The sequence below is a fragment of the Actinoplanes sp. NPDC021490 genome (assembly GCF_055562135.1).
Genome location: NZ_JBVHFW010000023.1, coordinates 155,470 through 178,286 on the forward strand (window position 1 = coordinate 155,470; position 22,817 = coordinate 178,286).

Annotated in this window: 19 protein-coding genes; 8 read left to right on the plus strand and 11 right to left on the minus strand. The window is 72.3% G+C overall.

The window, feature by feature from the left end; genetic code table 11:
* Position 1: 1 nt before the first annotated feature.
* From ACZ3I4_RS42630 to ACZ3I4_RS42670, 9 genes are all read right to left on the minus strand, one after another.
* Positions 2-1,867 (minus strand): AAA family ATPase, encoded by a 1,866-nt coding sequence (locus ACZ3I4_RS42630; RefSeq protein WP_465387842.1) that lies wholly within the window; start codon positions 1,865-1,867, stop codon positions 2-4.
* Positions 1,864-3,096, minus strand: a complete 1,233-nt coding sequence (locus ACZ3I4_RS42635) for a hypothetical protein (RefSeq protein WP_465387843.1) — start codon at positions 3,094-3,096, stop codon at positions 1,864-1,866. Before ACZ3I4_RS42635 ends, ACZ3I4_RS42630 begins: the two co-directional genes overlap by 4 nt.
* Before the next feature lie 11 nt (positions 3,097-3,107).
* Positions 3,108-4,133: a hypothetical protein gene (locus ACZ3I4_RS42640; protein WP_465387844.1), complete on the minus strand. Its 1,026-nt coding sequence runs from the start codon at positions 4,131-4,133 to the stop codon at positions 3,108-3,110.
* Positions 4,130-4,894: a protein phosphatase 2C domain-containing protein gene (locus ACZ3I4_RS42645; protein WP_465387845.1), complete on the minus strand. Its 765-nt coding sequence runs from the start codon at positions 4,892-4,894 to the stop codon at positions 4,130-4,132. Before ACZ3I4_RS42645 ends, ACZ3I4_RS42640 begins: the two co-directional genes overlap by 4 nt.
* Complete coding sequence (locus ACZ3I4_RS42650) at positions 4,894-5,643, minus strand: vWA domain-containing protein (RefSeq protein ID WP_465387846.1); 750 nt, start codon at positions 5,641-5,643, stop codon at positions 4,894-4,896. The genes ACZ3I4_RS42645 and ACZ3I4_RS42650 overlap by 1 nt, the downstream gene beginning before the upstream one ends.
* 47 nt (positions 5,644-5,690) lie before the next feature.
* The gene (locus ACZ3I4_RS42655; RefSeq protein ID WP_465387847.1) at positions 5,691-6,725 is read right to left on the minus strand and encodes a hypothetical protein; all 1,035 of its coding nucleotides are present in this window, start codon (positions 6,723-6,725) and stop codon (positions 5,691-5,693) included.
* Between the two features lie 135 nt (positions 6,726-6,860).
* Positions 6,861-7,085 (minus strand): hypothetical protein, encoded by a 225-nt coding sequence (locus tag ACZ3I4_RS42660; RefSeq protein ID WP_465387848.1) that lies wholly within the window; start codon positions 7,083-7,085, stop codon positions 6,861-6,863.
* Positions 7,082-9,571: a caspase family protein gene (locus ACZ3I4_RS42665; RefSeq protein ID WP_465387849.1), complete on the minus strand. Its 2,490-nt coding sequence runs from the start codon at positions 9,569-9,571 to the stop codon at positions 7,082-7,084. The genes ACZ3I4_RS42660 and ACZ3I4_RS42665 overlap by 4 nt, the downstream gene beginning before the upstream one ends.
* 19 nt (positions 9,572-9,590) lie before the next feature.
* Positions 9,591-12,404 (minus strand): ATP-binding protein, encoded by a 2,814-nt coding sequence (locus ACZ3I4_RS42670; RefSeq protein ID WP_465387850.1) that lies wholly within the window; start codon positions 12,402-12,404, stop codon positions 9,591-9,593.
* A 152-nt stretch (positions 12,405-12,556) separates the two neighbouring features.
* Here ACZ3I4_RS42670 and pdxY point away from each other — a divergent pair, with 152 nt between their 5' ends.
* Genes pdxY through ACZ3I4_RS42685 form a run of 3 tightly spaced genes read left to right on the plus strand, consistent with a single transcriptional unit; the run spans position 12,557 to position 15,018 of the window.
* Complete coding sequence (gene pdxY / locus ACZ3I4_RS42675) at positions 12,557-13,408, plus strand: pyridoxal kinase PdxY (RefSeq protein WP_465387851.1); 852 nt, start codon at positions 12,557-12,559, stop codon at positions 13,406-13,408.
* A gap of 48 nt (positions 13,409-13,456) precedes the next feature.
* Complete coding sequence (locus ACZ3I4_RS42680; RefSeq protein ID WP_465387852.1) at positions 13,457-14,671, plus strand: PP2C family protein-serine/threonine phosphatase; 1,215 nt, start codon at positions 13,457-13,459, stop codon at positions 14,669-14,671.
* Complete coding sequence (locus ACZ3I4_RS42685) at positions 14,668-15,018, plus strand: STAS domain-containing protein (RefSeq protein ID WP_465387853.1); 351 nt, start codon at positions 14,668-14,670, stop codon at positions 15,016-15,018. Before ACZ3I4_RS42680 ends, ACZ3I4_RS42685 begins: the two co-directional genes overlap by 4 nt.
* 39 nt (positions 15,019-15,057) lie before the next feature.
* Here the strand turns inward: ACZ3I4_RS42685 and ACZ3I4_RS42690 are convergent, their stop codons facing one another.
* A complete protein-coding gene (locus tag ACZ3I4_RS42690) occupies positions 15,058-16,650 on the minus strand; it encodes a lysyl oxidase family protein (protein WP_465387854.1) in 1,593 nt (530 codons plus the stop codon).
* Between the two features lie 170 nt (positions 16,651-16,820).
* A complete protein-coding gene (locus ACZ3I4_RS42695) occupies positions 16,821-18,368 on the minus strand; it encodes a lysyl oxidase family protein (protein ID WP_465387855.1) in 1,548 nt (515 codons plus the stop codon).
* Positions 18,369-18,526: 158 nt separating this feature from the next.
* Here ACZ3I4_RS42695 and ACZ3I4_RS42700 point away from each other — a divergent pair, with 158 nt between their 5' ends.
* From ACZ3I4_RS42700 to ACZ3I4_RS42720, 5 genes are read left to right on the plus strand one after another with little or no spacing between them, the layout of a single operon-like run.
* Positions 18,527-19,342 (plus strand): basic amino acid ABC transporter substrate-binding protein, encoded by an 816-nt coding sequence (locus ACZ3I4_RS42700; protein ID WP_465387856.1) that lies wholly within the window; start codon positions 18,527-18,529, stop codon positions 19,340-19,342.
* A gap of 3 nt (positions 19,343-19,345) precedes the next feature.
* On the plus strand, positions 19,346-20,140 hold the full coding sequence (locus ACZ3I4_RS42705; protein WP_465387857.1) for an amino acid ABC transporter permease: 795 nt from the start codon (positions 19,346-19,348) through the stop codon (positions 20,138-20,140).
* A gap of 5 nt (positions 20,141-20,145) precedes the next feature.
* Complete coding sequence (locus ACZ3I4_RS42710) at positions 20,146-20,922, plus strand: amino acid ABC transporter ATP-binding protein (RefSeq protein WP_465387858.1); 777 nt, start codon at positions 20,146-20,148, stop codon at positions 20,920-20,922.
* A gap of 60 nt (positions 20,923-20,982) precedes the next feature.
* Positions 20,983-21,639 carry a HEAT repeat domain-containing protein gene (locus ACZ3I4_RS42715; protein ID WP_465387859.1) on the plus strand — a complete coding sequence of 219 codons (657 nt, stop codon included), beginning with the start codon at positions 20,983-20,985 and terminating at the stop codon, positions 21,637-21,639.
* Entirely contained in the window at positions 21,626-22,621 is a 996-nt protein-coding gene (locus ACZ3I4_RS42720) for a MerR family transcriptional regulator (RefSeq protein WP_465387860.1), read from the plus strand. Before ACZ3I4_RS42715 ends, ACZ3I4_RS42720 begins: the two co-directional genes overlap by 14 nt.
* The last annotated feature ends 196 nt before the right edge of the window (positions 22,622-22,817 follow it).

Below are 22,817 nucleotides of genomic sequence, written 5' to 3' on the forward strand. Positions count from 1 at the left end.
GTCAGGCGCGCACCTCGGTGCCGCCCGCGGTGATCCGCACGTGGGCGGTGGTCGCGTTCTCGTGGGCGAACACGAAGTCGACCAGCGGCTCGCGGACGATCTGCTCGAGGATGGCGTGGATTCCCCGTACGCCCAATCGCAGTTCCTCCGGACGGCGCATCAGGGACCGCACCCGGTCGGTCACCGACGGCTCGTCGACGGTCAGGCGCAGCCCCCGGCGCGCGGCGCTGGCCACCAGCTGCGCCAGCATCTTGCGGGCGATCCGGCCTACATGCTCGGGCCGGAGGATGTCGAAGACGGTGATCCCGCCGCCCAGCCGGCCCAGCAGTTCCGGGCGGCCCAGGGTCTTGGTGAAGTGGTCCCGCACCGCCGATTCGAAATGCGCGGCGACCTTGGCGTAGTCCGGCAGCTCGTCGCCGGACAGCCAGCCGTACGTCTCGGCGGCGCCCAGGTTGGACGTGAAGATGATGATCGTCTCGGAGAAGTAGGCGGTGTTGCCGAGCGCGTCGGTCAACCGGCCGTCGTCGAGCACCTGCAAAAACTTGTCGAACACGGACGGATGGGCCTTCTCGATCTCGTCGAAGAGCAGCACGCTGAACGGGCGCTGGGTGACCCGGTTGGTCAGCTCGCCGCCGCGTTCGTGGCCGACGTAACCGGGTGGCGCGCCGGTGAGCCGTTCCGCGGCGTGCGCCTCGGCGAAGGTCGACATGTCGAAGCGGGCCATCGCGGTCGCGTCGTCGAAGACGAACTCGCTGAGGCTGCGGGCCAGTTCCGTCTTGCCGACGCCGGTCGGGCCGACGAACAGGAAGATGCCCTTGGGCCGGGACTCGGCGCTGTCGGGGTCGGCCACGAAGTCGATGCCGACGGTGGCCGCGCGCAGGGCCTGGCGGACCTTGCCGACCGCGACCGGCTGGCCGATGAGACGCCGGTCGAGCAGCTTGTCGTAGTCGTCCATCCGCCCGCGGATCTGCTGCCACGGGTCCTGCCGCGGACCGAACAGGGTGCGTTTGATCAGCGTACGGGGCTGGGACAGCGGAATCCGGTGCAGCTTGCTCATCCGGGCCAGGCCGTCGAGCTCGGTGACCGCCATCCCGGAGCTCAGGTTGGCCAGCACCCGCAGATCGCCCAGCCCGGCGGGCCGCCCCGGGGTGCCGTAGAAGGTGCCGGCCTGCCGCTCGAGATACACCAGCCGCTCGTCGAAGGTGGGCTTGGCCGCCTCGACCAGTTGCACGTACGACCGGTCCCGGTAGAGCCAGGCCGGCAACGTGCCCAGATCGTCGGCGATCAGGACCAGCAGGTTGCGCAGTCCGGCGGTCTGGGCCGCCTCGATCATGGTCTTGGCCACCGTGCCCAGCAGCCGCTTGTCGTTGTCGCCGGCCCGTTCCGGCGCGGGCAGGGCGAGATCGGCCAGGTCGACCAGGAAGGCGGCCGGGATCGAGCCCTGCCGCAGGACCGTGCGCATCGCCGCCATGGCGTCGTACGGGGTGGTCAGCACCGGCGGCGCCGAGTTGTTCAGGGCCGTCGCCATCCGGTCCCGCGCGGCCCCGGCCCGCCCCGCCGCGGGGGCTCCGGGCGCGGTCTCGGGCGGCGCCCCGGCGGTCAGCCGATGGAACTCGCGCTCCTGCTCGGGCGCGGCGAAGCTCAAACCGTCGACCAGGTCGTAGTAGCCGACGATCTGATAGCCGAACGTCGAGAACAGCTCGGTCACCGCCATCCGCACCGGCCGGAACGAGCGGTCCCAGCGCACCAGGTCGCGGACGTTGCCGTGCAGGATGACGTGCCGGCCCCGGGCGATCTCGGCGGTCAGCCGCTCGAGCCAGGCGGCCGCGGGCCGGGCGGTGGGCCGGGGTTCCTCGGGCGCGCTCATCCCTCGCTCCGGGCGCCCGAGGCGGGCCGCTCCAGCTCCACGGCGGTGTCCTGCTCGGGCCGTTCCGGTTTGCCCTCCCAGTGCAGCCCGTCGGCCCGTACGCCCTGCCGCCCGAGCTCGGTGTGCAGCCGTTCGAGGATCTCCTCGGTCAGGTCGCAGCGCGCGACCGGTCCGTCGGCCGACTGTTCCACGATCATGTCGGCGCCTTCGCTGCGGTATTCCAGACGGCTGCCCCGGCCGTCGCCGGCGTGCACGGTCAGCTCGATGTCGGTGCCGTCGCTGCGCTGGGCCCGGAAGATCATCGCGTCGTCCCGTTCGACCAGGCTGTCCGCGACGACCCGCAGGCCGGCCTGCGGGAGCGCCGCCCCGGCCGCCTCCACGATGATCGCCATGCGTTCCAGCTGATCCAGACGGGCCTCGACGGCCGCGGTCACGCCGATGGTCCGCCGCCGGGCCTCGTCGAGCAGGTGCTCCCACCGGCGCGGCCGCACCTCGCCGTGCTCGGCCTTCAGGTCGGCCAGCACCCGGTGCGCGGCCTCGGCGTCCAGCAGCTCGACGGCGGCCTCGCCCGCCTCGGCCAGCGCGGCGGTCAGCCGCGACTCCGCCTCGGCCGACTCGCCGGCGAGTCGTCGCAGCAGCGCCCGCTGGTCGGCGACCCGGTCCAGGTGGTCGGCGGCCGCCGCCCCGAGCCGGGCGTGCGCCGGCGGAAACCCGGGCCCGCCCAGCTGGGCGCGGGCCTCGGCGGTCAGGCCGGTCACCCGCTCGGCGCCGGGCGGATCGAGGCGGGCCCGATCGGGTTCGCCGTCGAGCTGGGCCACCGTCATGCCCAGCGCCGCGTCGTGCTCCCGGGTGGTCAGCTCGGCCGCGACCGCGCCGTGCAGGCGATCCGACCGCCGTTCGGCCTCTGCCGCCCGGTCGTTCCACGCGGCCAGCCCCGCCTCGTCGGTGATCCCGGCCAGCCCGGCGGCGACGCCGTCGACCGCGACCCGCTGCCGTTCGGCGTCGGCCTGCTGGGGAAGACCGGCCGCGACCCGCGCCACGTCGCCGGACCGCGCGGTCATCGTCGCGGCCCGGTCGCGGGCGGCGCGCAGGCCGGCTTCGAACCGTTGCCGCCGGGCCAGCTCCTCCTGGTGGCGCCGCTGCGCCTCGCGGGCCTGGCGGGCCGCCTCGAACTGGGCCTGGCGCTCGTGTTCGAAGACGACGGTCGTGTATTTGGGGCTACCGGACATCAAGGGTCCTCTCAGAAGGGGTCACGGCCGCCGGCCGCCACCATCGAGCACCACGGGCAGCGCGCCCGTTCGACGGGATGGACGTGCCGGGCCGACCGGTCGCAGGTGGTCAGGCGGCGGCGCGAGTAGGCCAGGGCGGCCGCCCACGCCATCGCGTCGGGACGCGCCCCGGGACGGTCGTACCCGTCGTCCAGCGCCTCGGCCAGGCGGCGCCGCAGCACCGGCGGCAGGACGTCGGCCGGCACGGCGCCGCGGGGCACCCGGACGTCGGCGCCGAGCAGGCGGCACCGGCGCGCGCGCACGTTGTCGGCCTCCTCGACCGGGCCGCCGGCGTCGCGCGGCACCCCGCCGTACGGATGGAACCCCAGCGACAGCAGCTGGGCGATCAGCACCGCCAGCGCCCAGCGGTCACTGGCCGGGTCGCGCGGGCGGGCGGGCCGGCCGAGCTCCTCGGGCGCGGTGTATTCGGGACGGGAGAAGGCGCAGAGCAGATCGGCGCCGGTCGCCTCGTCGCGCAGCTGCCAGCCGTCCACGTCGATCAGGCAGGCCGTGCCGTCGGCCGACACGAAGATGTTGGCCGGGGCCAGGTCGCCGATCACGTGGTCGCGCTGATGCGCGGCGTGCACTGTCCGGGCCAGATCCTCGGCCACGCTCAGCCACCACGTCCAGGTCGCGCCGGGCAGCAACCGGGCCCGGACGGCCGGGTTGAACAGCAGCGGCAGCGGAACGAAGCGGGGCGGGGCGAGCTTGGGCGCGGCGTAGCCGATCAGCCGGCCGTCGTCACGCCGGTGCACCGCCGCGTCGGGCCAGGCGACCACCGGGCGGCCGTCCCGGTGGACCCAGCCGGGGCGGGTCCGCAGCATCAGGCGTACGCGGTTGGGCAGGTCCCCGGTGTGATGGACGATCTTGGCGATCCGCCGCGGATCGCCGTCGAGCTCCCGCACCTCGCCCTGCGAACCGACCGACCCGACGGGCTCGCCGAGGCGGTCCGGGGCACGAGTGCCGTCCGCGCCGACCAGCCAGACGTCGCGGTTCACCGGGGAACCGCCAAAACGAGCGTCCGGTCGTCGTCGGTCAGCCCGGCGACCTGACGGCCGGCCAGCAGCCGGTCGAGCGCGAGCGCGTCGTCGCCGCCGGTCATGGCGAACAGCCGGTCGAACGCGGCCGCGCCCGCGCGTACGGGCCGGGACCGCACGTATTCGATCAGCATGCTGTCCAAGCCGTCCGTGCCGACCGCCAGCCCGGTCAGGCCGGGCAGGTTGGCCACCAGGCGACGGCCGCCACCGCGGGCGGCCGGCAGCAGGTCGGTGCGTCCGGGCTCGCGCCCGGTGGCGTCCGGCGGGGGCAGCACCAGGTCCAGCTCGCCGCTGCGGTCACGGGACACCACGAACCCGTCGCCCACCGCGAAGACCGCCACCCACGGGCCGGTCGCCAGCACCACGGTGACCGTCGTGGCCAGATCGGCCGATCGCAGGTCCCGCTCGGCCCGGGTCAGGGCGGCCGCCGCGCGCGCGAAGTGGCGGATCAACCGGTCGGCGCCGGTCGAGATCAGCGTCGTCCACCCGTCGGCGTGACCCGGCGGCCCGTGGCCGAGCAGGGCGCCGAAGGTGCGCACGGCCAGCGCGGCGACGAGCGTCGCGCCGACCGCCCCGCAACCCGCGCTGCTCGCGCCGTCGGCCACCGCCACCACCAGCGTGCCGTTCAGCTCCCGCACCGCGTAGGCGTCCTGAGTGCCCGCCGCGGCCCGCGCGTGGGCCCCGCCCGCCGCGCTGCCGGCCAGCACCGACCAGTCGGACATCATCCGAAACCGTCCTCGAACTTGTCGGCCACGCGCTGATAGCCGACGTGTTCCGCGGTCGCGACCAGCGCCAGATCGAGCACCCGTTTGAGATCCAGGTCCTGCAGCCGGAAGTAGCCCTCCTCGGTGGCCAGCCCGCGCATGACGTCGTCGTTCACGCCGGGCACCCCGAACGCGAACAGCATCAGCCGGCCGGTCTCGCGGGACTGCTGCAGCCGGACCGCCAGCCGCCGCCACTCGTCGGTCGGGTTGCCCTCGAAGTCGGTGGGCTCGCCGTCGGTGATCAGGATCAGCCGGGGCCCGCCGCACTGCTGGCCGTGCACCTCCTGCACGTGCCGGCGGCGCTGCTCGACCAGGTCGAGGGCCAGGTCGACGGCCTCGACCATCGGAGTGGCCCCGCCGGCCTCGAGCGGCCCGAGCTGCAGCCGGGCGGCGGGCACGAACGCGCCGTCGTCCTGGGCCGAGGGCTGCCGGTTGCCGGACGCGACCGTCACACCGCCCGCGCCAAAGGTGATCACGACGAACTCGACGTCGCGCAGCTGCCCCCGGCCCTCGGCGCGCACCTTGGGCAGCCACTGGGCCAGGTGATGGTTGAGCGCGTCGATCGCCGGCATCCCCCCGGTCTGGGCGAGCGCCATCGACCGCGACGTGTCGATCAGCAGGCCCACGAACCGGCGCCGATGGGTGTCGATGACGAAGTCGATCTCGTCCGGCTCCTCGTCGTCGCCGAAGATCTGCTCGAACAGCACCCCGCGCCCGCCTCCTGAGATTCGTCCCTCTCTCTCTGACGGACAGCTCAGGCCGCGCTCCTCATCTTCAGGTGGCGACCGGGCTCGGGCGGGGCCAGTACGGCGGCGACGACGCGGTCCAGCCGCGCGCGATCCCTGATCAGATGGAGCACCTGTTCCGGACCGGTCTCACCCGAACCCGGCGTCTGGTCCAGGCCGTCGGAGGCGGGCACCCCGCCGAACACGGCGTGCAGCACCTCGGAAACGACCACACGCGGTTCCTCGCCCCGTCCGATCCGGAGGCCGATGAGCTCGACGGCGCGCGCGGCGAGCTCGCGGAGCAGGGCGTCGGCGCGCTCGTGCGGTGCGGCGACCACCGGTTCCGGTTCGGCGTGCGTTCCGTCGGCCCGGCGGGACGGGCTCCAGACCGGCGCCTGCTTGCGGCCGAGCGGGCGCTCCACGTTCTTCTCGTACCAGGTGGGCCGGCGGCGCATGGCGCTCAGCACGATCTCGACGTCCCGCGCGATCACGGCGCCGGTCGCCGGCCGGCCGCCGAGGTGCGCGTCGCGCCGCTCGGCCCAGGCGGTGAGCGGCCACAGCGACGACCCGGCCGTGGCGTCGTTGCCCGACCATTCGACGATCGCGACGGCCAGCCTCAGGTGCCAGCTGTCGTGGGCCAGCTCCGCGGCCAGCCAGGTGGGCACGCGCGGACGCTGCGGGGCGCCACGCTCGCTGCGGCGCTTGCGGTGGCCGTCCACCGTGGCCGGGTGCAGGCGCACGGTTAGCCACCCTTCGAGGTTGCCGATGGGGGTGCCGGCCCGCTTGAGGAAGTGATCGACCACCGCCTCCAGGTCGTCGTGATAGCGGTCCAGGCATTCGGCGTCCAGCCCGTTCAGCCCGGCGGCGCACCGGTGGTGGCCCCGCCGCCGCTCGAGCGGCCGGGTCATCCGCCGGAAGAGCAGCGGACCGGCAATCGCGACGGCGCCCTCCCACAGGTGCTGCCGCCGGTCGGGGCCGGCGGTCCGGAAGTCCTCCGCGAGAAGGCCCTCGCGGGCCAGGCTGCGCACCTCGTCCGCCGCGGCGGACGGCCTCGAAACGGCCACGGCAACTCCTTCGATGTCGGCGTTTGCCCTGATCCTGGAGATCGGCAGAGATCAAACGGGGACATCGGGGAGTCCGTACGCCGGAATACGTATGCGGCGGACAGGGCGCCCGCCGCATACGTACGAGGGCCCGGCTCAGGACATCTGGCTGGGCCGGGGCCCCGAATTGAGGTCGAGCACCACGGTCGGCGTGACCGCGCCGTTGAGGAACACGGTGACCGCGTTCTCGTCGGCGTCGTAGAGCGTCAACTCGACCGGCGTGCCGTTGGTCATCGCGTCCCGGACCAGCCGGGCGACGCCCTCGGCGTCCGCGTCGGCGATGCCCCACTCCTGCGCGCCGATGATGAGCTTCTTGGTCATGCTTCTACTCCTTCGATCGAGAACGTGAACGAGAAATCCTGGGGGTGCCGCTGGTGGCGCCCGAGACCGAACTGCTCCTGGGCCAGCATCGAGGTGCGATAGAGGCCGACGCTGTGGCCCACGACCCCGGTCAGCAGTTCGTACGCGGTGTTGACCAGCGTCGCCGCGGCCCCGGCGAGCGCGACCGCCACCGCGACCTGCGGGGCGGCCACGGCGATCTGCGCACCGGCCGCCTGGATCTCGGGGCTGTTGAGCTTCTGCTCCAGCAGCGCACCGAGGGCGAGGCTGCCGGTCGTGTCACGCGAGACCCACACGGCGATGTCGAGGAAGTCGACCGCCGGACCGTGATAGATCAGCGCGTTATCGAGGGGGAGCCGCTCGTCGTCGTGGACGTTGCTGAACCGCATCGTCTCGGCGTGGTAGGCCGGCACCCCGCCCGAGCCGTTGGTCAGGACCATCGCGTCGACCCGGATGTCGGCGCTGCCCAGGGCCCGGTTGCGATGGACGATCAGCTCGGCGATGCGGACGGCGACCCGGCCCGGGGTGGCGCCGCGCGCCGACAGCAGGCGTACCGGCTGCTCGGGCCGGTCGTCGACGAGGAACGACGCCGTCTCGGCCTCCGGCGGCGCGGTCGGGCTGACCACGAAGTCGATCGGGACGACGTCGTAGCGGACGCTCGACGGCGGCGCGTCGCCGACCTCCCGGCTCGCCCCGGTCGCGATCTGGCCGAGGAGGCGTTCCAGTGGTGACTCGTGCTCGGTGGCCGAGCGCACCCCCTGCTGGCGCAGCACACCGACGTCGACCGGCCCGTCGCTGATCAGCGCGAGCACCGTCTCGAGCCGGGCCGCCGCGGTCCCGATGCCCTCGGGCCAGGTCACGGTGACGCCGGTGAGCCGCTGCCGATCCTCGTTCCAGCCGTACGTATAGGCCGCGCCCGGAGCGAGTCGGATGCCACCGGGATCGGCCGCGGTCAGCGGTTCGAGCCGCGACGCGATGCCGATGTCGATCAGCGAGACGAACATGGCCCGGTCGCCCTCGTTGCGGACCCGGATGTAGATGCGCTCGTCGTCGTCCGCGAAGAGCAGCGCCCCGCCGAGCGGCAACGGCTCCTCCCGGCCGTCCCGCACCCGCCCCCATGCGACCTTGACGTCGTGCGTCAACGGCCGTTGCGGGTCACCGGTGAGTCTTCGCAGGGCGGTGGCCTGGGCGATCCTCTGCAGGTTGGCCATGATCGAGCCGATGCCGAGCGAGGTGGCCGGATAGGGCTGGTGCAGCGGGCCGGTGTCGTCGTGCACCACCAGGCGGCCCTGCTCGTCGGCGACCACCGCGACGGTGGCGTCCGGGTCGGGTCGCAGGAGCGGTCGCAGTCCGATGGCCCTGGTGAGCTCGGCCGCCGCCGGATGGCCGGGCGGAAGCCGTACGGGCAGGGCGGAGGCGGCCGCCCGGGTGCGATACGCGCGGGCGTCGGCCGGAACGCCCGGCTCGGGCGCGGCGAGCTGCAGTCGCGCTGTCGCCGAACTCGGCTGGAGACGGCTGACGACCGCGGTGCCGATCGGTGGCCCGTCCTGTGGTCCCGCGGCGGTGGCGGGCATGATGGTGAACTCGTCGCCCGGCTCGACCCCGAGCAGCGGCGCGCCGAGCAGCTGGATCTGATCCGGGCCGACCGCCACCACCGGCAACGAGCTCAGCGGGTCGAGGTCGGTCGTCTCGAACGGCGCCCGGGCCGACGGGCCCTCCGCCTCGGGCCGCTGCACCGGCTGCAAGTCCTGCACGTCCCGGCGTACGGCGTCGATCAGGGTCGACCAGTTGACCCGCAGACCCTGGTTGTCCCGCAGCGCCCGGGACAGCGCGTCGGTGAGCAGCCCCATTTCCACTCCGTCGCGGTTGGTCCCCTCCCAGGCCGACTCGGACGGGGAGCAGGCCACCACCCGGACGGCGTGCGGGTTGCTGATCAGCGAGCGCTGGTCGATCGGCAGGCCGCCCTCGACCATCCGGGCGTTGTGCCGCCGGATCGTGTCGTAGGTCAGCTCCACGCCCGGGGGTCGCAGCAGCGCCTTGACCCGCATCCCGGTCTGACGGGACATGTGCGCGGCATGGCAGCAGTCGATGATGACCGTGGTGTTGAGGGCGACGCCGGTCAGCCGGGCGAGACGGACGGACAACTCGACGCCGGTGATGCCGCGGAAGTCGTCCGGGCGTGAGTCGTTGTAGTCGTCGGGCACGATGAACTGCAGATCGGGCCCGTCCGCGGCCTGGGCCCGTCCGCCGTGCCCGCTGTAGTAGAGGACGAACGCGTCGTCCGGCCGCGCGTCCACGATGAGCTTCTCGTACGCGTCGAGGACGGCCTCGCGAGTGGCGGACGGCGTGACGAGGCGTACGACCTGGAACCCCCGCGGTTCCAGGGCGGCCGCCATCGCCTCGACGTCGTTGAGCACACCGATCAGGCCGTTCGTCTGAGAACCGATCAGGAGGGCTTTTCGCGTCATGCCTGCCTCTGACGGACGGCTACGGGAAAACGTCGTCCGCCCGCGCCTTGGCCATCGCCTCCGCCTGGGTGTGTACGCCCATTTTCTGATAGACCCGGTGGATCTGCGTCTGCGCGGTGCGGGGCACCACCTGCCGGGTGGCGGCGATCCGGGAGGCGTCCAGGCCCTGGCACAGCAGCCGTAACGTCTCGAACTCGGCTTCGGTCAGCCCGTACGGCCGGTCGGCCAGATCGAGCCCGACCCGCCGGGCCAGCCGGGTCACGTCGGCCAGCAGCGGCCCGGCTCCGAGCCGCTGGGCCTCCCGGTGCGCCTCCAGCAGCGGCTCGCGATCCCGGCCGGCCTCGGCCTGCCGCCATCGCGCGTAGGCCGCCTCGTAGGGCCGCCCGAGCCGGTTCCAGCCCTCGGCGACCCGGCCCCACATCATCGCGGTGCCGGCTCCCTGCAGCCGTTGCCGTTCGGCCTGGCACAGCCGGACGAGCTGGTCGGTCTCGTCGGTGGACTCGGCCGGCCGGGCCTCGAATCCGGCCCGGGCCAGCTCATCTCCGATGGTCATGGCGAGCGCGCGGTCGGTGGCGGCCAGATCGGCCGCACAGCGCAGACCGACCGCGCACAGCCGCAACCGTTCCAGGCTGTTCTCCCCGTCGCGCAGGGCGGCCACCCCGCGCGCGACCTCCCGTCCCGCCTCGGGCAGATCGCCGGCGCCGAGCGCCAGCCGGGCCCGGATCGTGTGCAGCGGTCCGAGGAACCGGGGATCGCCGTTCAGCTCCACCCCGTCGATCGAGCCGAGCAGCTCACGGGCCTGGCCGAAGTCGCCGCGGGCGGTCCTGACCTCGGCCAGGGTCAGCCGCGGATAGATGCTCTCGGCCGGGGGACGGTCCAGCAGCACCTCGGTGATGATCTGCTCGGCGTCGTCCCACTCGCCCAGCATGACCAGGGCCACGCTGGCGTTGTTGGCCAGGATCATGGCCTGGGTGGTGGTCCCGAGGTCGAGCTTGCGGGCCTCGGCCAGACCGGTCATCGACGCGTCGGCGGCCTGGCGCAGCTCCCCGGCGTTCTCCAGGATCAGACCCAGGTTCGCGTACGCCCGCAGCAGGTCCTCGATGTGGTTCTCCGACTCGGCGATCGCGATGGCCCGGCGCAGACGCTCGGCGCCACCCTCGACATCCCCGAGCATTCCGCGGGCGAGCCCGGAGACGTTGAGCGCCCGCCCCTGTTCGGCCCGCGCCCCTGCCTCGGTCGCCACCTGCAGGGCAGCGTCGGCCACGTCTTTGCCCTCGGCGTACCGTCCGGCATGCAGGCGGGCGAGCGCGATGGCCGCGAGGACCCGGGCCTTCACGGCCGACGACGGCTGCCCGTCGAGCATCTCGGCCGCCTCGCGGTAGACCTGGCCCGCCTCGTTCCGATGGCCCGTCTCCCACAGATAGTTGGCGTGCCGTTCCTTGAGGTCGGGACGGTCCGGCCCGGCCTCGGCGATGGCCGTGGTGAGGTGGTCCAGGGCCCGCTCGGCGTTGCCCGACCAGCGCGCGGCCTCGGCCGCCTCGACCCGCAGCCGCACCCGGGAGAGACCGGCCAGCTGCTCCGGGCCGGCGACCCGCGGCCACAGCTTGAGCGCCCGGCCGAACTGGACCTCGGCCGACTTGAACGCGAACGTGCGCATCGCCTGCTCACCGGCCCGCACGGCCGACGCGAACGCCTCCGGCCAGCTGCCCGCCTGATACCAGTGGCTGGCCAGCTCGGCCGTCGCGGAACCCTCGGCCAGGCTCAGGCTCGGGTCGGCCGACAGCGCGCGGGCCATCGCGCTGTGCAGGTCGACCCGGGTGTCCCGGACGGTCGCGTGGTACACCGCCTCCCGCACGAGCGCGTGCCGGAACCGGTAGGTGTCCTCGTCGCGCCCGCTGACCAGCATCTGCCGGTCGAAACACTCCTGCACGGACGCGCCCAGGCCGTCCGGCGGCAGACCGCTGACCAGGCGCAGCAGGCGCCGGCTGACCGCCCGTCCGGCCACCGCGGCTGCCCGCAGCACCTTGAGCGCGTCGTCGCCGAGCCCGCTGAGCCGGGCCAGCAGCACCGACTCCAGGTCGGCCGACAACCGCACGTTCTCCGGGCTGTCCAGCGCGCCCGCCGCCATCAACTGCTCGGCATAGAAGGGGTTGCCCTCCGACCAGGCGAGACACCGCTCGACCAGGGCCGGCTCGAGCTCGCCGGGCCCGCCGTCGAGCAGTTCCTCCAGCTCGGCCCGGGTGAACGGGGCCAGCTCGGCCCGCTCGGCCCGGCGGGTGAAGTGGGCGCTGGCCAGCAGCTGCCACAGCGGGTCGGTGCGGCCGAGACCGTGTGACCGGTAGCTGCACACCAGCAGCAGGCGGCGCCCCTCGGCCCGGGCCTGGGCGAGATGCCGTACGAGATCGAGGGTGGACGGGTCGGCCCAGTGCAGATCCTCGACGATCAGCACGAGCGGGGCCTCGACCTGCTGCAGCATCCGCCGGACGTGGACGAACACCTGTTGCGGGCCGCTGATGTGGTCGCCGCGGCGCTCGAAGAAGTCGTTCAGGCGCCGGTAGGACTCGTTCTCGGCCCCGAACTCCTGACCGAAGACCTCCAGGATTTCCAGCAGCGGACCGTACGGCATCGGGTCGCCGAAATGCTCCTCGCACGCGCCGGCCAGCACGCGCGCCCCCGACTCGCGGGCCGCGGCGGCGAACCGGCTCAGCAGCCGGCTCTTGCCGATGCCGGCGTCCCCGCCGACCAGTACCGTTCTGGCCGTGCCCTGCCGCACCTCGGTGAGGCACCGGGTCAGCATCGTCATCTCGGCGGCACGACCGATGAAGTCAGCCATGGTCACACGATGACGCACCCGGGGCCCCGGCTGAACCGCCGGTAAGCCGATGGCCGGAGCGGATCGGTCCACAGAAGAGGATCGTTAGGGCCATGCAGTCCGGCAACGCCGCAGCCCCTCATGATCGGCAGAACAGGCCCTAAGCTGGGCTCATGAAGGTTTTGTCCATCCAGTCGGCGGTCGCGCACGGCCACGTCGGCAACTCGGCCGCCGTGTTCCCGCTGCAGCGCATCGGTGTCGAGGTCGTCCCGGTTCTCACGGTCAACTTCTCCAACCACACGGGCTACGGCGCCTGGCGGGGGCCGCTCATCCCGCCGGCTGACGTGGCCGACGTTCTCCTCGGGGTGGAGGAGCGCGGCGTCTTCCCGCAGATCGACGCGGTGCTCTCCGGCTATCAGGGCGGCGTGGGCATCGGCGATGTCATCATCGACGCCGTACGCCGGGTCAAGGCCGCGAACCCGGCGGCGGTCTACGCGTGCGATCCGGTCATGGGCAACGCCCGGTCCGGGTGCTTCGTGGCCCCCGAGATCCCCGAGCTGCTGCGGGACAGGGTGGTGCCGGTGGCCGACATCATCACGCCCAACCAGTTCGAGCTGGGGTTCCTGACCGGCACCGAGCCGGCGAGCATCGAGTCGACCCTCGAGTCGGCCGACCTCGCCCGGGCCATGGGGCCGTCGACCGTGCTGGTCACGAGCGTGGAACGCCCGGATCGCCCGGAGGGCACGATCGAGATGCTGGCCGTGGCCAACGCCGGCGCCTGGCTCGTGACCACCCCGCACCTGCCGTTCAAGGCGAACGGGTCCGGCGACGTCACGGCGGCCCTGTTCACCGCCCATTACGTGGCCACCGGGGACGCGTCGGTGGCCCTGGAGCGTACGGCGTCCAGCGTCTTCGACCTGATCGAGACCACCTATCGGTCCGGTCAGCGCGAGCTCCAGCTGGTGCAGGCCCAGGAGTTCTACGCCACCCCGCGCATGCAGTTCAGCGCCAAGCAGGTGCGCTGAGCCCCGATCAAAGGGGCAACCCTGAGCGGGCGGGCCTAGGCTGAGCTTATGGATCAATCGGCTGAGCTGGGGTGGTTCGCGGCGCTGCGGGAGGTGCTGGGTGGTGCGCACCTGTGGCAGCCGCGCGATCTCGGTGCCGGAGTCGACGCCGCACTGACCCGCCTGGGTCTGCGGGCCACGATCTGGCTGGTCGACTACGAGCAGCTCGTCCTGCGTCCGACGCCCCGGGCGGATCGGCCGGCCCCGGATCCCCTGCCGATGGACGCCTCGCCCGCGGGCCGCGCGTTCGTCCAGGTCGAGATGCTTCGCGCCGATGACCGGTGGTGGGTTCCGATCGTCAACGGCACCGACCGCCTGGGCGTGCTGGAACTGGAGGGCACCGGCGTCGGCGATCCCGGGTTCCGGGAGCACTGCGAGATGATCGCCGGGCTGGTCGGGCATCTCGTCTCCACCATCACGCGGCGCGGCAGTCACATCGAGCAGCTGCGGCGCTCGCGGCCCATGTCGACGGCGGCCGAGCTGCTCTGGCCCCTGCTGCCACCGCTGACCGCGGCCGAGCCGCGAGTGGTGATCAGTGCGATCCTGCAGCCCTGTTACGAGGTCGGCGGGGACGCCTTCGACTACGCGCTCGACGGCGACGTGATGCACCTGGTCGTGCTGGACGCGGCCGGGCGCGGTCTGCGGGCCGGTCTGGCCTGCGCGGTCACGCTGGCCGCGATCCGGGCCGTGCGCCGGGCCGGGTGCGGACTGCACGAGCAGGCCCGCGCGGCCGACGCCGCCCTGGCCGAGCAGTTCCCGGACAGCCGGTTCGCCACGGCCGTCCTGGCCGAGCTCGATCTCGGCACGGGCCGGCTGCGCTACCTCAATGCCGGGCACCCGGCGCCGCTGGTGCTCCGGGCCGGCCGGGTGGCCGGCGAGCTGAGCGCGGGCCGCCGGCTGCCGCTGGGCCTGGACGAGGCGGCCGGTGAGCTGGGAGAAGTCGCCCTGGAGCCGGGCGATCGGCTGCTGCTGTACACCGACGGGGTCACCGAGGCCCGCACCGGCGACGGCGACCGGTTCGGGACGGCACGCCTGGCCGAGCTGACCGAGGAGCACGCCGGAGCCGGGCGGCCGGCGCCCGAGACGCTGCGCCTGCTGGCCCACGCCGTGATGGCGCACCAGGCCGGGCCCCCGGCCGACGACGCGACTCTGATGCTGGTCGAGTGGTCGGCCGCCGCGGCAATGGCTACTGTGCCGGGTGCCGAGGAAGGGAACCCGTCATGACTGATGCCGGACTCACGGTTACCGCCCGGGAGGTTTCCGGGTCGATCGTCGTGCTCACCGTCGCCGGAGAGATCGACCGCGACAGCGTCTTCGTGCTGGCGGAGGCCGGCGGCAAGGCGATCGAGCAGGGGCACGACCGGCTCGTGCTCGATCTGGCCGCGGTGACTTTCTGTGACTCCGCCGGGTTGAGCACGCTGCTCGACCTGCGCAAGAGCGTGCTGGCCCGGGACGGATCGGTGCGTCTGGCCGGTGCCGGCGCGACGGTGCTGACGGTGCTGCAGGTGACCAACCTGGAACGGTTGTTCCCGCTGTACGCCACGGTGGCGGAGGCGTTGACGGCCGAATGAGCGCCCCGGCCGCGAACCGGGGCGCCCCTTCGGAGTTCGTCAGCCCTTGATGCCGTGGACCGGCGGGACGGTCAGGGTGCGGGCGTCGGGCGTGCCGCCGAGGATGATCTGGCGCAGAGCCGAGTTGTTGGTGGTGTCGAGCTCGGCCAGCTTCTTCTCGGGGTTGGCCAGCACCTGGATGTAGTAGGTGCCATTGGGCAGGTCGGTGATCTCGAACGACTGGCCCGGGCGGTACTGGCTGTAGGTGTCGCCGTTACCGATGTCGAGCACTTCGCGTACGGCGACCACGGTGTTGGCGCCGCACGAGGTGGACAGGTCGGTGTTCTCCGGCCGCCACTTGGCGTTCGGGATGGTGAAGTCGACGGCGTCGGTGTTGGCCAGGCAGAACGCTTCCTTGCCGCTGCGCACGGCCAGCTTCTGGCTGGAGTCGAGCAGGTTGTACTGAGCGAAGTCGGTGAAGTGCCAGTGCTTGTGGCCTTCGCGGGCGTCCCATTCCATGGTGCCGGCCGGGCGGCTGCCGACCTGGTTGCCCTTGGCGTCGAAGTAGTACTGGTAGGCGTCCATCAGTTCGGTTCCCGTACGCCGGAAGCCGTCGACCAGCAGCGGCGAGGTGCCCGCGTTCCAGACGGTGGCGCCGAAGTTGACGTACGACTTGCCGTCCTCCTCGGACAGCGCGATCTCCCAGGCCGGCAGCGAACGCAGGTCGGGGCGGGGGCCGCCGGACGGGGCCGCCTTGAGCGGTGTGGGCCGCTTGGCCGGGGCACGCAGCTCGGGCACGTACGAGGAGACCTGGCGCTTGGCGTCGCCCTCGGCGGTGTGGACCGAGTGCTCGTCGGTCTTCTCGACCGGGCCCTCGGCGCGCGCGTCGGCCGCCTGGACCCGGGCCAGACCGGCCCTGTCCTCGACCTCGGCGTTCACCACGGTGACGCCGACCTTGACGGTGCCCTGGTCCTTGGGAATGCCGAGCAGCTCGCGGTAGGTGGGGTTCACGGTCGCGGTGGCGGTGTACTCACCCACCGGCAGGTCGAACTGCTTCTCCCGGCCGAGGTCCGGCTGGTCGAGGACCGACGCGTCCCAGCCCGCCTGGACGCCCCAGACCGCGCCCAGCGTGAACGGGTTGTCGCCGCCGCAGCTGGTCGGGTACGGATTCGTCGCGGGAGCGTCGGGCCGGGTCCGCGCCGACGACCACGTGTTGCCGCAGAACGGCGTCTTGTACTCGGTGACGACCTTGCCCGCCTGGTCGGCGATGCTGATCGTGGTGAAGTCCTTGAGGCCGGTGAAGTCCGTGACCAGGCCGGCCGGCAGGGCCACCTTCTTCTTCTTGCCGTTCTGCACCACGGTCCGCTCGGCCACGATCGGCTTGTCGTAGCCGGTGCGGCGGGCCGTGATCTCCAGCGGGTCCTTGCCGGCGATCACGTGCAGTCCGAGGTCGAACGAGAAGTAGATGTCGCCCTCGTAGTCGTAGCGTTCGGCGGTCACCTGCCCGGTGGCGGCGACGAACGACAGCGCAGGCGGGGTGGCCGCGGCTTGGGCCACGCCCACCCCGGCCGCGGTGAGCGCCAGGGCCGAGGCGACGGCGCCGTACGTCATCAGGCGGGAGCGGCGGCGTCGCTTCTTCAGCGGATCCGTCATGGGGTCCTTCCGGTCGGGCGGCCGCCGGGGGAGCGGCCACTGCCGACACATCTAAGGAGCGAGATGTATGGATCCTGTGAGTTTTCTGAGCGATGGCACGAACCCGTGAGAAATCCCCACCTTCGGCCGAAGCGGGAACGACCGGAAAATCAGCCGAAAGTCAGATGCGCTCAGCCCGTGATGCCGTAAACCGGCGGGACGGTCAGGGTGCGGGCGCCCGGGGTTCCCCCGAGGATGATCTGCCGCAGCGCGGAGTTGTTGGTGGTGTTCAATTCGGCCAGCCTCTTGTCGGGATTGGCCAGCACCTGAATGTAGTACGTCCCGTTGGGCAGGTCGGTGACCTCGAACGACTGGCCCGGCCGGAACTGGCTGTAGGTGTCGCCGTTACCGATGTCGAGCACTTCGCGTACGGCGACCACGGTGTTGGCGCCGCACGAGGTGGACAGATCGGTGTTCTCCGGCCGCCACTTGGCATTCGGGACCGTGTAATCGATCGCATCGGTGTTGGCCAGGCAGAACGCCTCCTTGCCACTGCGCACGGCCAGCTTCTGGGTGGAGTCGAGCAAGTTGTACTGCGCGAAGTCGGTGAAGTGCCAGTGCCGGTGCCCCGTACGTGGATCCCACTCCATCGTCCCCGCCGGCCGGCTGCCCACCTGATCGCCCTGGGCGTCGAAGAAGTACTGAAAGGCGTCCATCAGATCGGTTCCCGTACGCCGGAAGCCGTCGACCAGCAGCGGGGACGTCCCGGCGTTCCAGACGGTCGCACCGAAGTTGACGTACGACTTGCCGTCCTCCTCGGACAGCGCGATGTCCCAGGCCGGAAGCGAACGCAGGTCGGGGCGCGGGCCGCCGGACGGGGCGGCCTTCAACGGCACGGGCCGCTTGGCCGGCGCCCGCAGTTCCGGCACAAAGGCCGAGACCTGCCGCTTGGCGTCGCCCTCGGCGGTGTGGACCGAGTGCTCGTCGGGCTTGTCCGCGGCGGCGGCCTTCGCTTCGGCCCGGGCCAGTCCGGCCGGATCCACCTCGGTGTCGACCACGGTCACCTCGACCGTGGCGGCGGCCTGCTCCGGCGGGATGCCGAGCAGCTCTCGATACGCCGGGTTCACCGTGGCGGTGGCGACGTACTCGCCGTTGGGCAGGTCGAACGTGGACCCGTCGGCGGGCGTCGGCTTGTCGGTGACGATCGCGTCCCAGCCCGCCTGCACACCCCAGACCGCGCCCAGCGTGAACGGGTTGTAGCCGCCGCAACTGGTCGGGTAGGGGGTGGTGGCCGGGGCGTCCGGCCGGGTTCGCGCCGACCAGGTGTTGCCGCAGAACGAGGTCGTGTACTGGGTGACCACCGCCCCGGCCCGGTCGGCGATGCTGATCGAGACGAAGTCCTTGAGGCCGGTGAAGTCGGTGACCAGGCCGGCCGGCAACGTGACCCGCTTCCTGCCCACGATCCGCTCGGCCACGATCGGCTGGTCGTAACCGGACCGGCGTGCCCGGATCTCGAGGGGGTTCGAGCCGGCGATCACGTGCAGGCCGAGGTCGAAGTTGAAGTAGGTCCGGCCCTGATAGTGCAGCCGCTCGGCCAGAACCTGCGGGCTGGCCGCCACGAACTGCACCGGCGGCAGGGTGGTCGCGGCCCGGGCCACGCCGACCCCGGCCGCCGTCAGCGCCAGCGTCGCGCCCACGGCGCCGTACGTCATCAGGCGCGAGCGCCAACGATCCGTCATGGATGAATCGTGTGAGCCCGGTGATCGGCCCGGCAACCCTTAACCCGGCAGGGGTGCCCCGAGCCGTCGCCTTGATCACCTATAGGTACGGGTGGCTATAGCGATAGAACGGGATGGATTAGCATGTCGTGATCCACGCGGACATCAGGGAGAGACACATGAACATGGCACGACAGGCCCGTCTGGCGGCCGTCGCCCTGGTGACGATCGGTGCGATCGCCGGCTGCGCCAAGGACGACACCGGCGGCACCACCGAGGGCGGCGTGGCGCTGGTCAAGTCCGGCACCCTGACCACCTGCACCCACCTTCCGTATGCCCCCTTCCAGTCCAAGGACCCGAGCGGCAAGGTCGTCGGCTTCGACGTCGCGCTCATCGACCTGGTCGCCACCAAGCTCGGCGTCAGCCAGGCGATCGTCGACACCCCGTTCGAGGGCATCAAGTCGGGCGCCGACCTCAACTCCGGCAAGTGTGACGTGGCCGCGGCCGGCATGACGATCACCGACGAGCGCAAGAAGGTGCTGGACTTCTCCGACCCCTACTTCGACGCCACCCAGGCGCTGGCCACCCCGACCGGCAAAGAGATCAAGACCCTCGAGGAGCTGGCCGGCAAGCGTCTCGGCGTGCAGGGCGGCACCACCGGCGAGGACTACATCAAGACCCAGGTCAAGGAGAAGAGCCTCGACATCGAGGTCGTCTCCTACAAGGATCTCGCCGCGCTGCAGCAGGCCCTGGCCACCAACCAGGTGGTGGCCGCGGTCAACGACCTGCCGGTGTGGAACGAGTACATCAAGGCCAACCCGGGCAAGGTCGTCGTCGCGGCCGGGTTCGACACCGGCGAGCAGTACGGTTTCGCCGTCAAGAAGGGCAACGCCGAGCTGCTCAAGGCCGTGAACGACGCCATCTCGGCCGCGCGCGCCGACGGCACGTACGACAAGATCTACGCGGAATGGATCGGCGAGAAGCCGGCCGCGTAAACCATGAAACTGACCCCTCGTCGCCGGCGGCGGATCGTCCGCGTCGCCGGCTACGTCGTCTTCGCCCTGATCATCGTGGGTGCGGTGGCCGCCGCCGACTGGGGGCGGCTGTCCGACGCGTTCTTCCGCTCCGACGTCGCCGGCAGCATGTTCCCCGAGGCGATCACGATCGCGCTGCGCAACACCATCGTGTACACGCTGCTGGCCTTCGCCTTCGGTCTGACGCTGGGGCTCGTCCTCGCGCTGATGCGGCTGTCGACGATCCTGCCCTACCGCTGGTTCGCCACCGCCTACATCGAACTGTTCCGCGGGCTGCCCGCCCTGCTCGTGCTGTTCATGGTCGGCTATGGCGTCCCGCTGGCCTTCCCCGACCGCGAGATCCCCGGCGGCGTCTACGGCTCGGTCACCGTCGGCCTGGGCCTGACCGCGGCCGCGTACATGGCCGAGACGATCCGCGCCGGCATCCAGGCCGTCCCCAAGGGCCAGCTCGAGGCCGCCCGTACGCTCGGGATGTCGCACCCGCGGGCGATGGTCTCGATCGTGCTGCCGCAGGCGTTCCGCATCGTGATCCCGCCCCTGACCAACGAGATCATCCTGCTGACCAAAGACACTTCCCTCGTGTACGTCCTCGGCGTGACCTCGACGACCATCGAGCTGACGAAGTTCGCCGGCGACACGCTCAACACGCGGGTCAACCCGACGCCCCTGGTGGTGGCCGGACTGCTCTACCTGGTGATCACGCTTCCGCTGTCCCAGGTCGTACGGGGGCTGGAACGCCGGGCGGCGAGGGAGAGGTGACCGGCATGTCCACGATCCAGATCGAGGGTCTGCACAAGTCGTTCGGCCGGCTGGAGGTGCTGCGCGGCATCGACCTGTCCGTCGATCCGGGCCAGGTCGTCTGCGTCATCGGCCCGTCCGGCTCCGGCAAGTCGACCCTGCTGCGCTGCGTCAACCTCCTCGAGGAGCCGACCTCCGGCACGATCCGGGTGGCCGGCGTCGAGGTCACCGACCCGGACACCGACATCGACGCCGTCCGGCGCGGCATCGGCATGGTCTTCCAGCAGTTCAACCTGTTCGGGCATCTCACCGTCCGCGAGAACGTCACGATCGCCCAGCGCCGGGTGCTCAAGCGCAGCCGCGCCGAAGCTCACCGGGTCGCGTCGGAAAACCTCGACCGGGTCGGGCTGGCCGACAAGGCCGACGCCTATCCGGCCCAGCTGTCCGGCGGCCAGCAGCAACGCGTCGCCATCGCCCGCGCCCTGGCCATGGACCCGCAGCTGATGCTGTTCGACGAGCCGACCAGCGCGCTCGACCCGGAACTGGTCGGCGAGGTGCTCGCGGTCATGCGGCGCCTGGCCGCCGAGGGCATGACCATGCTGGTGGTCACGCACGAGATGGCGTTCGCGCGCGAGGTCGCCTCCCGGGTCGTCTTCATGGACGCGGGCGTGATCGTCGAGCAGGGCCCACCGGCCGAGTTGTTCGGCCGGCCCCGCGAGGAGCGCACCCGGGAATTCCTGCACCGCGTGCTCGAGCCGGCCCGGGTCAGCGAGACCGAGATCGGCGCCCACCCCCACGATTGACCGGGGGCTTGACCTTGACATCGTGACAAGGTCTTCACTGGGGTGCCGGAGGTGGTCCCCATGACCTTGATCAACGCGCTGAGCGCCCGGGATTCGTCGGTACGGTTGCAGGCGGCTCTCGCGGCCGGCACCCGGGCCGACCCCGCGCTGCTCGACACCCTGGTGGCCCGGTGCGCCGTGGAGCCCGACTTCTTCGTCCGCGACATGCTCACCTGGGCGCTCACCCGGTTCCCGGCCGAGCTCACCGTGCCCCGGCTGGTGACCGAGCTCCGTTCCGGGATCCCGCAGGCCCGCAGCCAGGCGTTGCATACGCTGTCCAAGGTCGGCGACCGGGGCGCCTGGCCCGCGGTCACCCGGTCGCTGCTGCGCGACGCCGACGACGAGGTCGCCCGGACCGCCTGGCGGACCGCGGTGGCGCTCGTGCCCGAGGGCGAACAGGAGGGGCTGGCGGTGGAGCTGGCGGCACAACTGGGCCGGGGCGACCGGAACACGAGGCTGAGCCTCAGCCGGGCCCTGGTCGCGCTGGGCGAGGTGGCCGAGCCGGCCCTGCGGGCGGCGCTGGCCCAGGACGACCCCGAGGCGCGGGCGCACGCCCACGCCACCGAGACGCTGCTGCGCGACCCCGAGGCCGGCTTCGACTCCGCGATCGAGGAGGCCAAGCGCATCGTCGCCCTCGGACCGGAGAGGGCCGGGAGCCTCGACCGTGCTGATCGGTGACGTCGCCCGCCGCTCCGGGGTGAGCACGCGGATGCTCCGGCACTACGACCGGCTCGGGCTGGTCCGCCCGACCGGCCGCACGGTCGGCAACTACCGCGAGTATTCCGACGCCGACATCCGCCGGATCTTCCACGTGGAGAGCCTGCGGTCGCTCGGCCTGTCACTGCGGCAGATCGCCCAGGCGCTGGAGGATCCCGCGTTCACCCCGGCCGCCCTGGTCGGCGATCTGATCCGCTGGACCGAGGAGCGGCTCGAACGCGAACAGGAACTGCTGCAGCGGCTGCGGGCGGTCGACGCGACCCGCCCCGGGGGCTGGCCCGACGTGCTGCGCATCGTCGAGCTCATGCACGGGCTCGGCTCGCCCGACGCCGGCCGCCGCCAGCAGGCCGTGCTCGCCCCGGCCGAGGACGTCCCGGTGCCCGTCGAGCTGCTGGCCGGGGCGGTGCTGGCCGAGGCCGACCCGAACGTCGCGGGCGCCCTGCGCTGGGCGCTCGCGCGAGCCGGCGACGATGGGCTGGCGAGCGTGGCCGCCGGCATCACGTCGGCCGACGTCGAGGTGCGCCGGCGCGCGGTGGCGGCGATCGCGGGCATGACCGGCGACGAGGCGACCGCCGTGCTCGCCGACGCCCTCGGTGACGACGATCCCACCGTACGGGGAAACGCCGCTCTGGCCCTGGGAGCCCGCGGCGTGACCGCCGCCGTGCCGGTGCTGGTGACCATGGTGGCCGAGGGCGTGAAGGACGTCTATGCGGCCGAGGTGCTGGGCGTCCTGGCCCGCGAGTACGGCGCCACCGACCGGATCGTCGAGGCGCTGGCCGGCAAGCTGAACGCGGACACCGCGGTGCGCATCCGGCTGGCTCAGGCGCTCGTCGAGATACCCGGAGGCGAGCCCCTGCTGCAACGCCTGGCCGCCGACGACGACCGTTCCGTCGCCCTCGTCGCGTCGGCGCTCCTGCAGCTCAGGACCGAACACCCGGATTGATCGCGCGAGCGGTTCCGGAGTTGACCGGCTCGCCCCGATCGCCGGCGATGTAGATCCCATCTACGTAGATGGGATCTACATCGAGGGGGAGCAGCTGCGCAGCCACACGCCGGGGCCGCTGAGGATGCCGTCAGGGATCGCGAGGCTTCTGATCACGGGCCGCGGCGGGCCCCGGTGACGGTCCTCAGAGGACTAG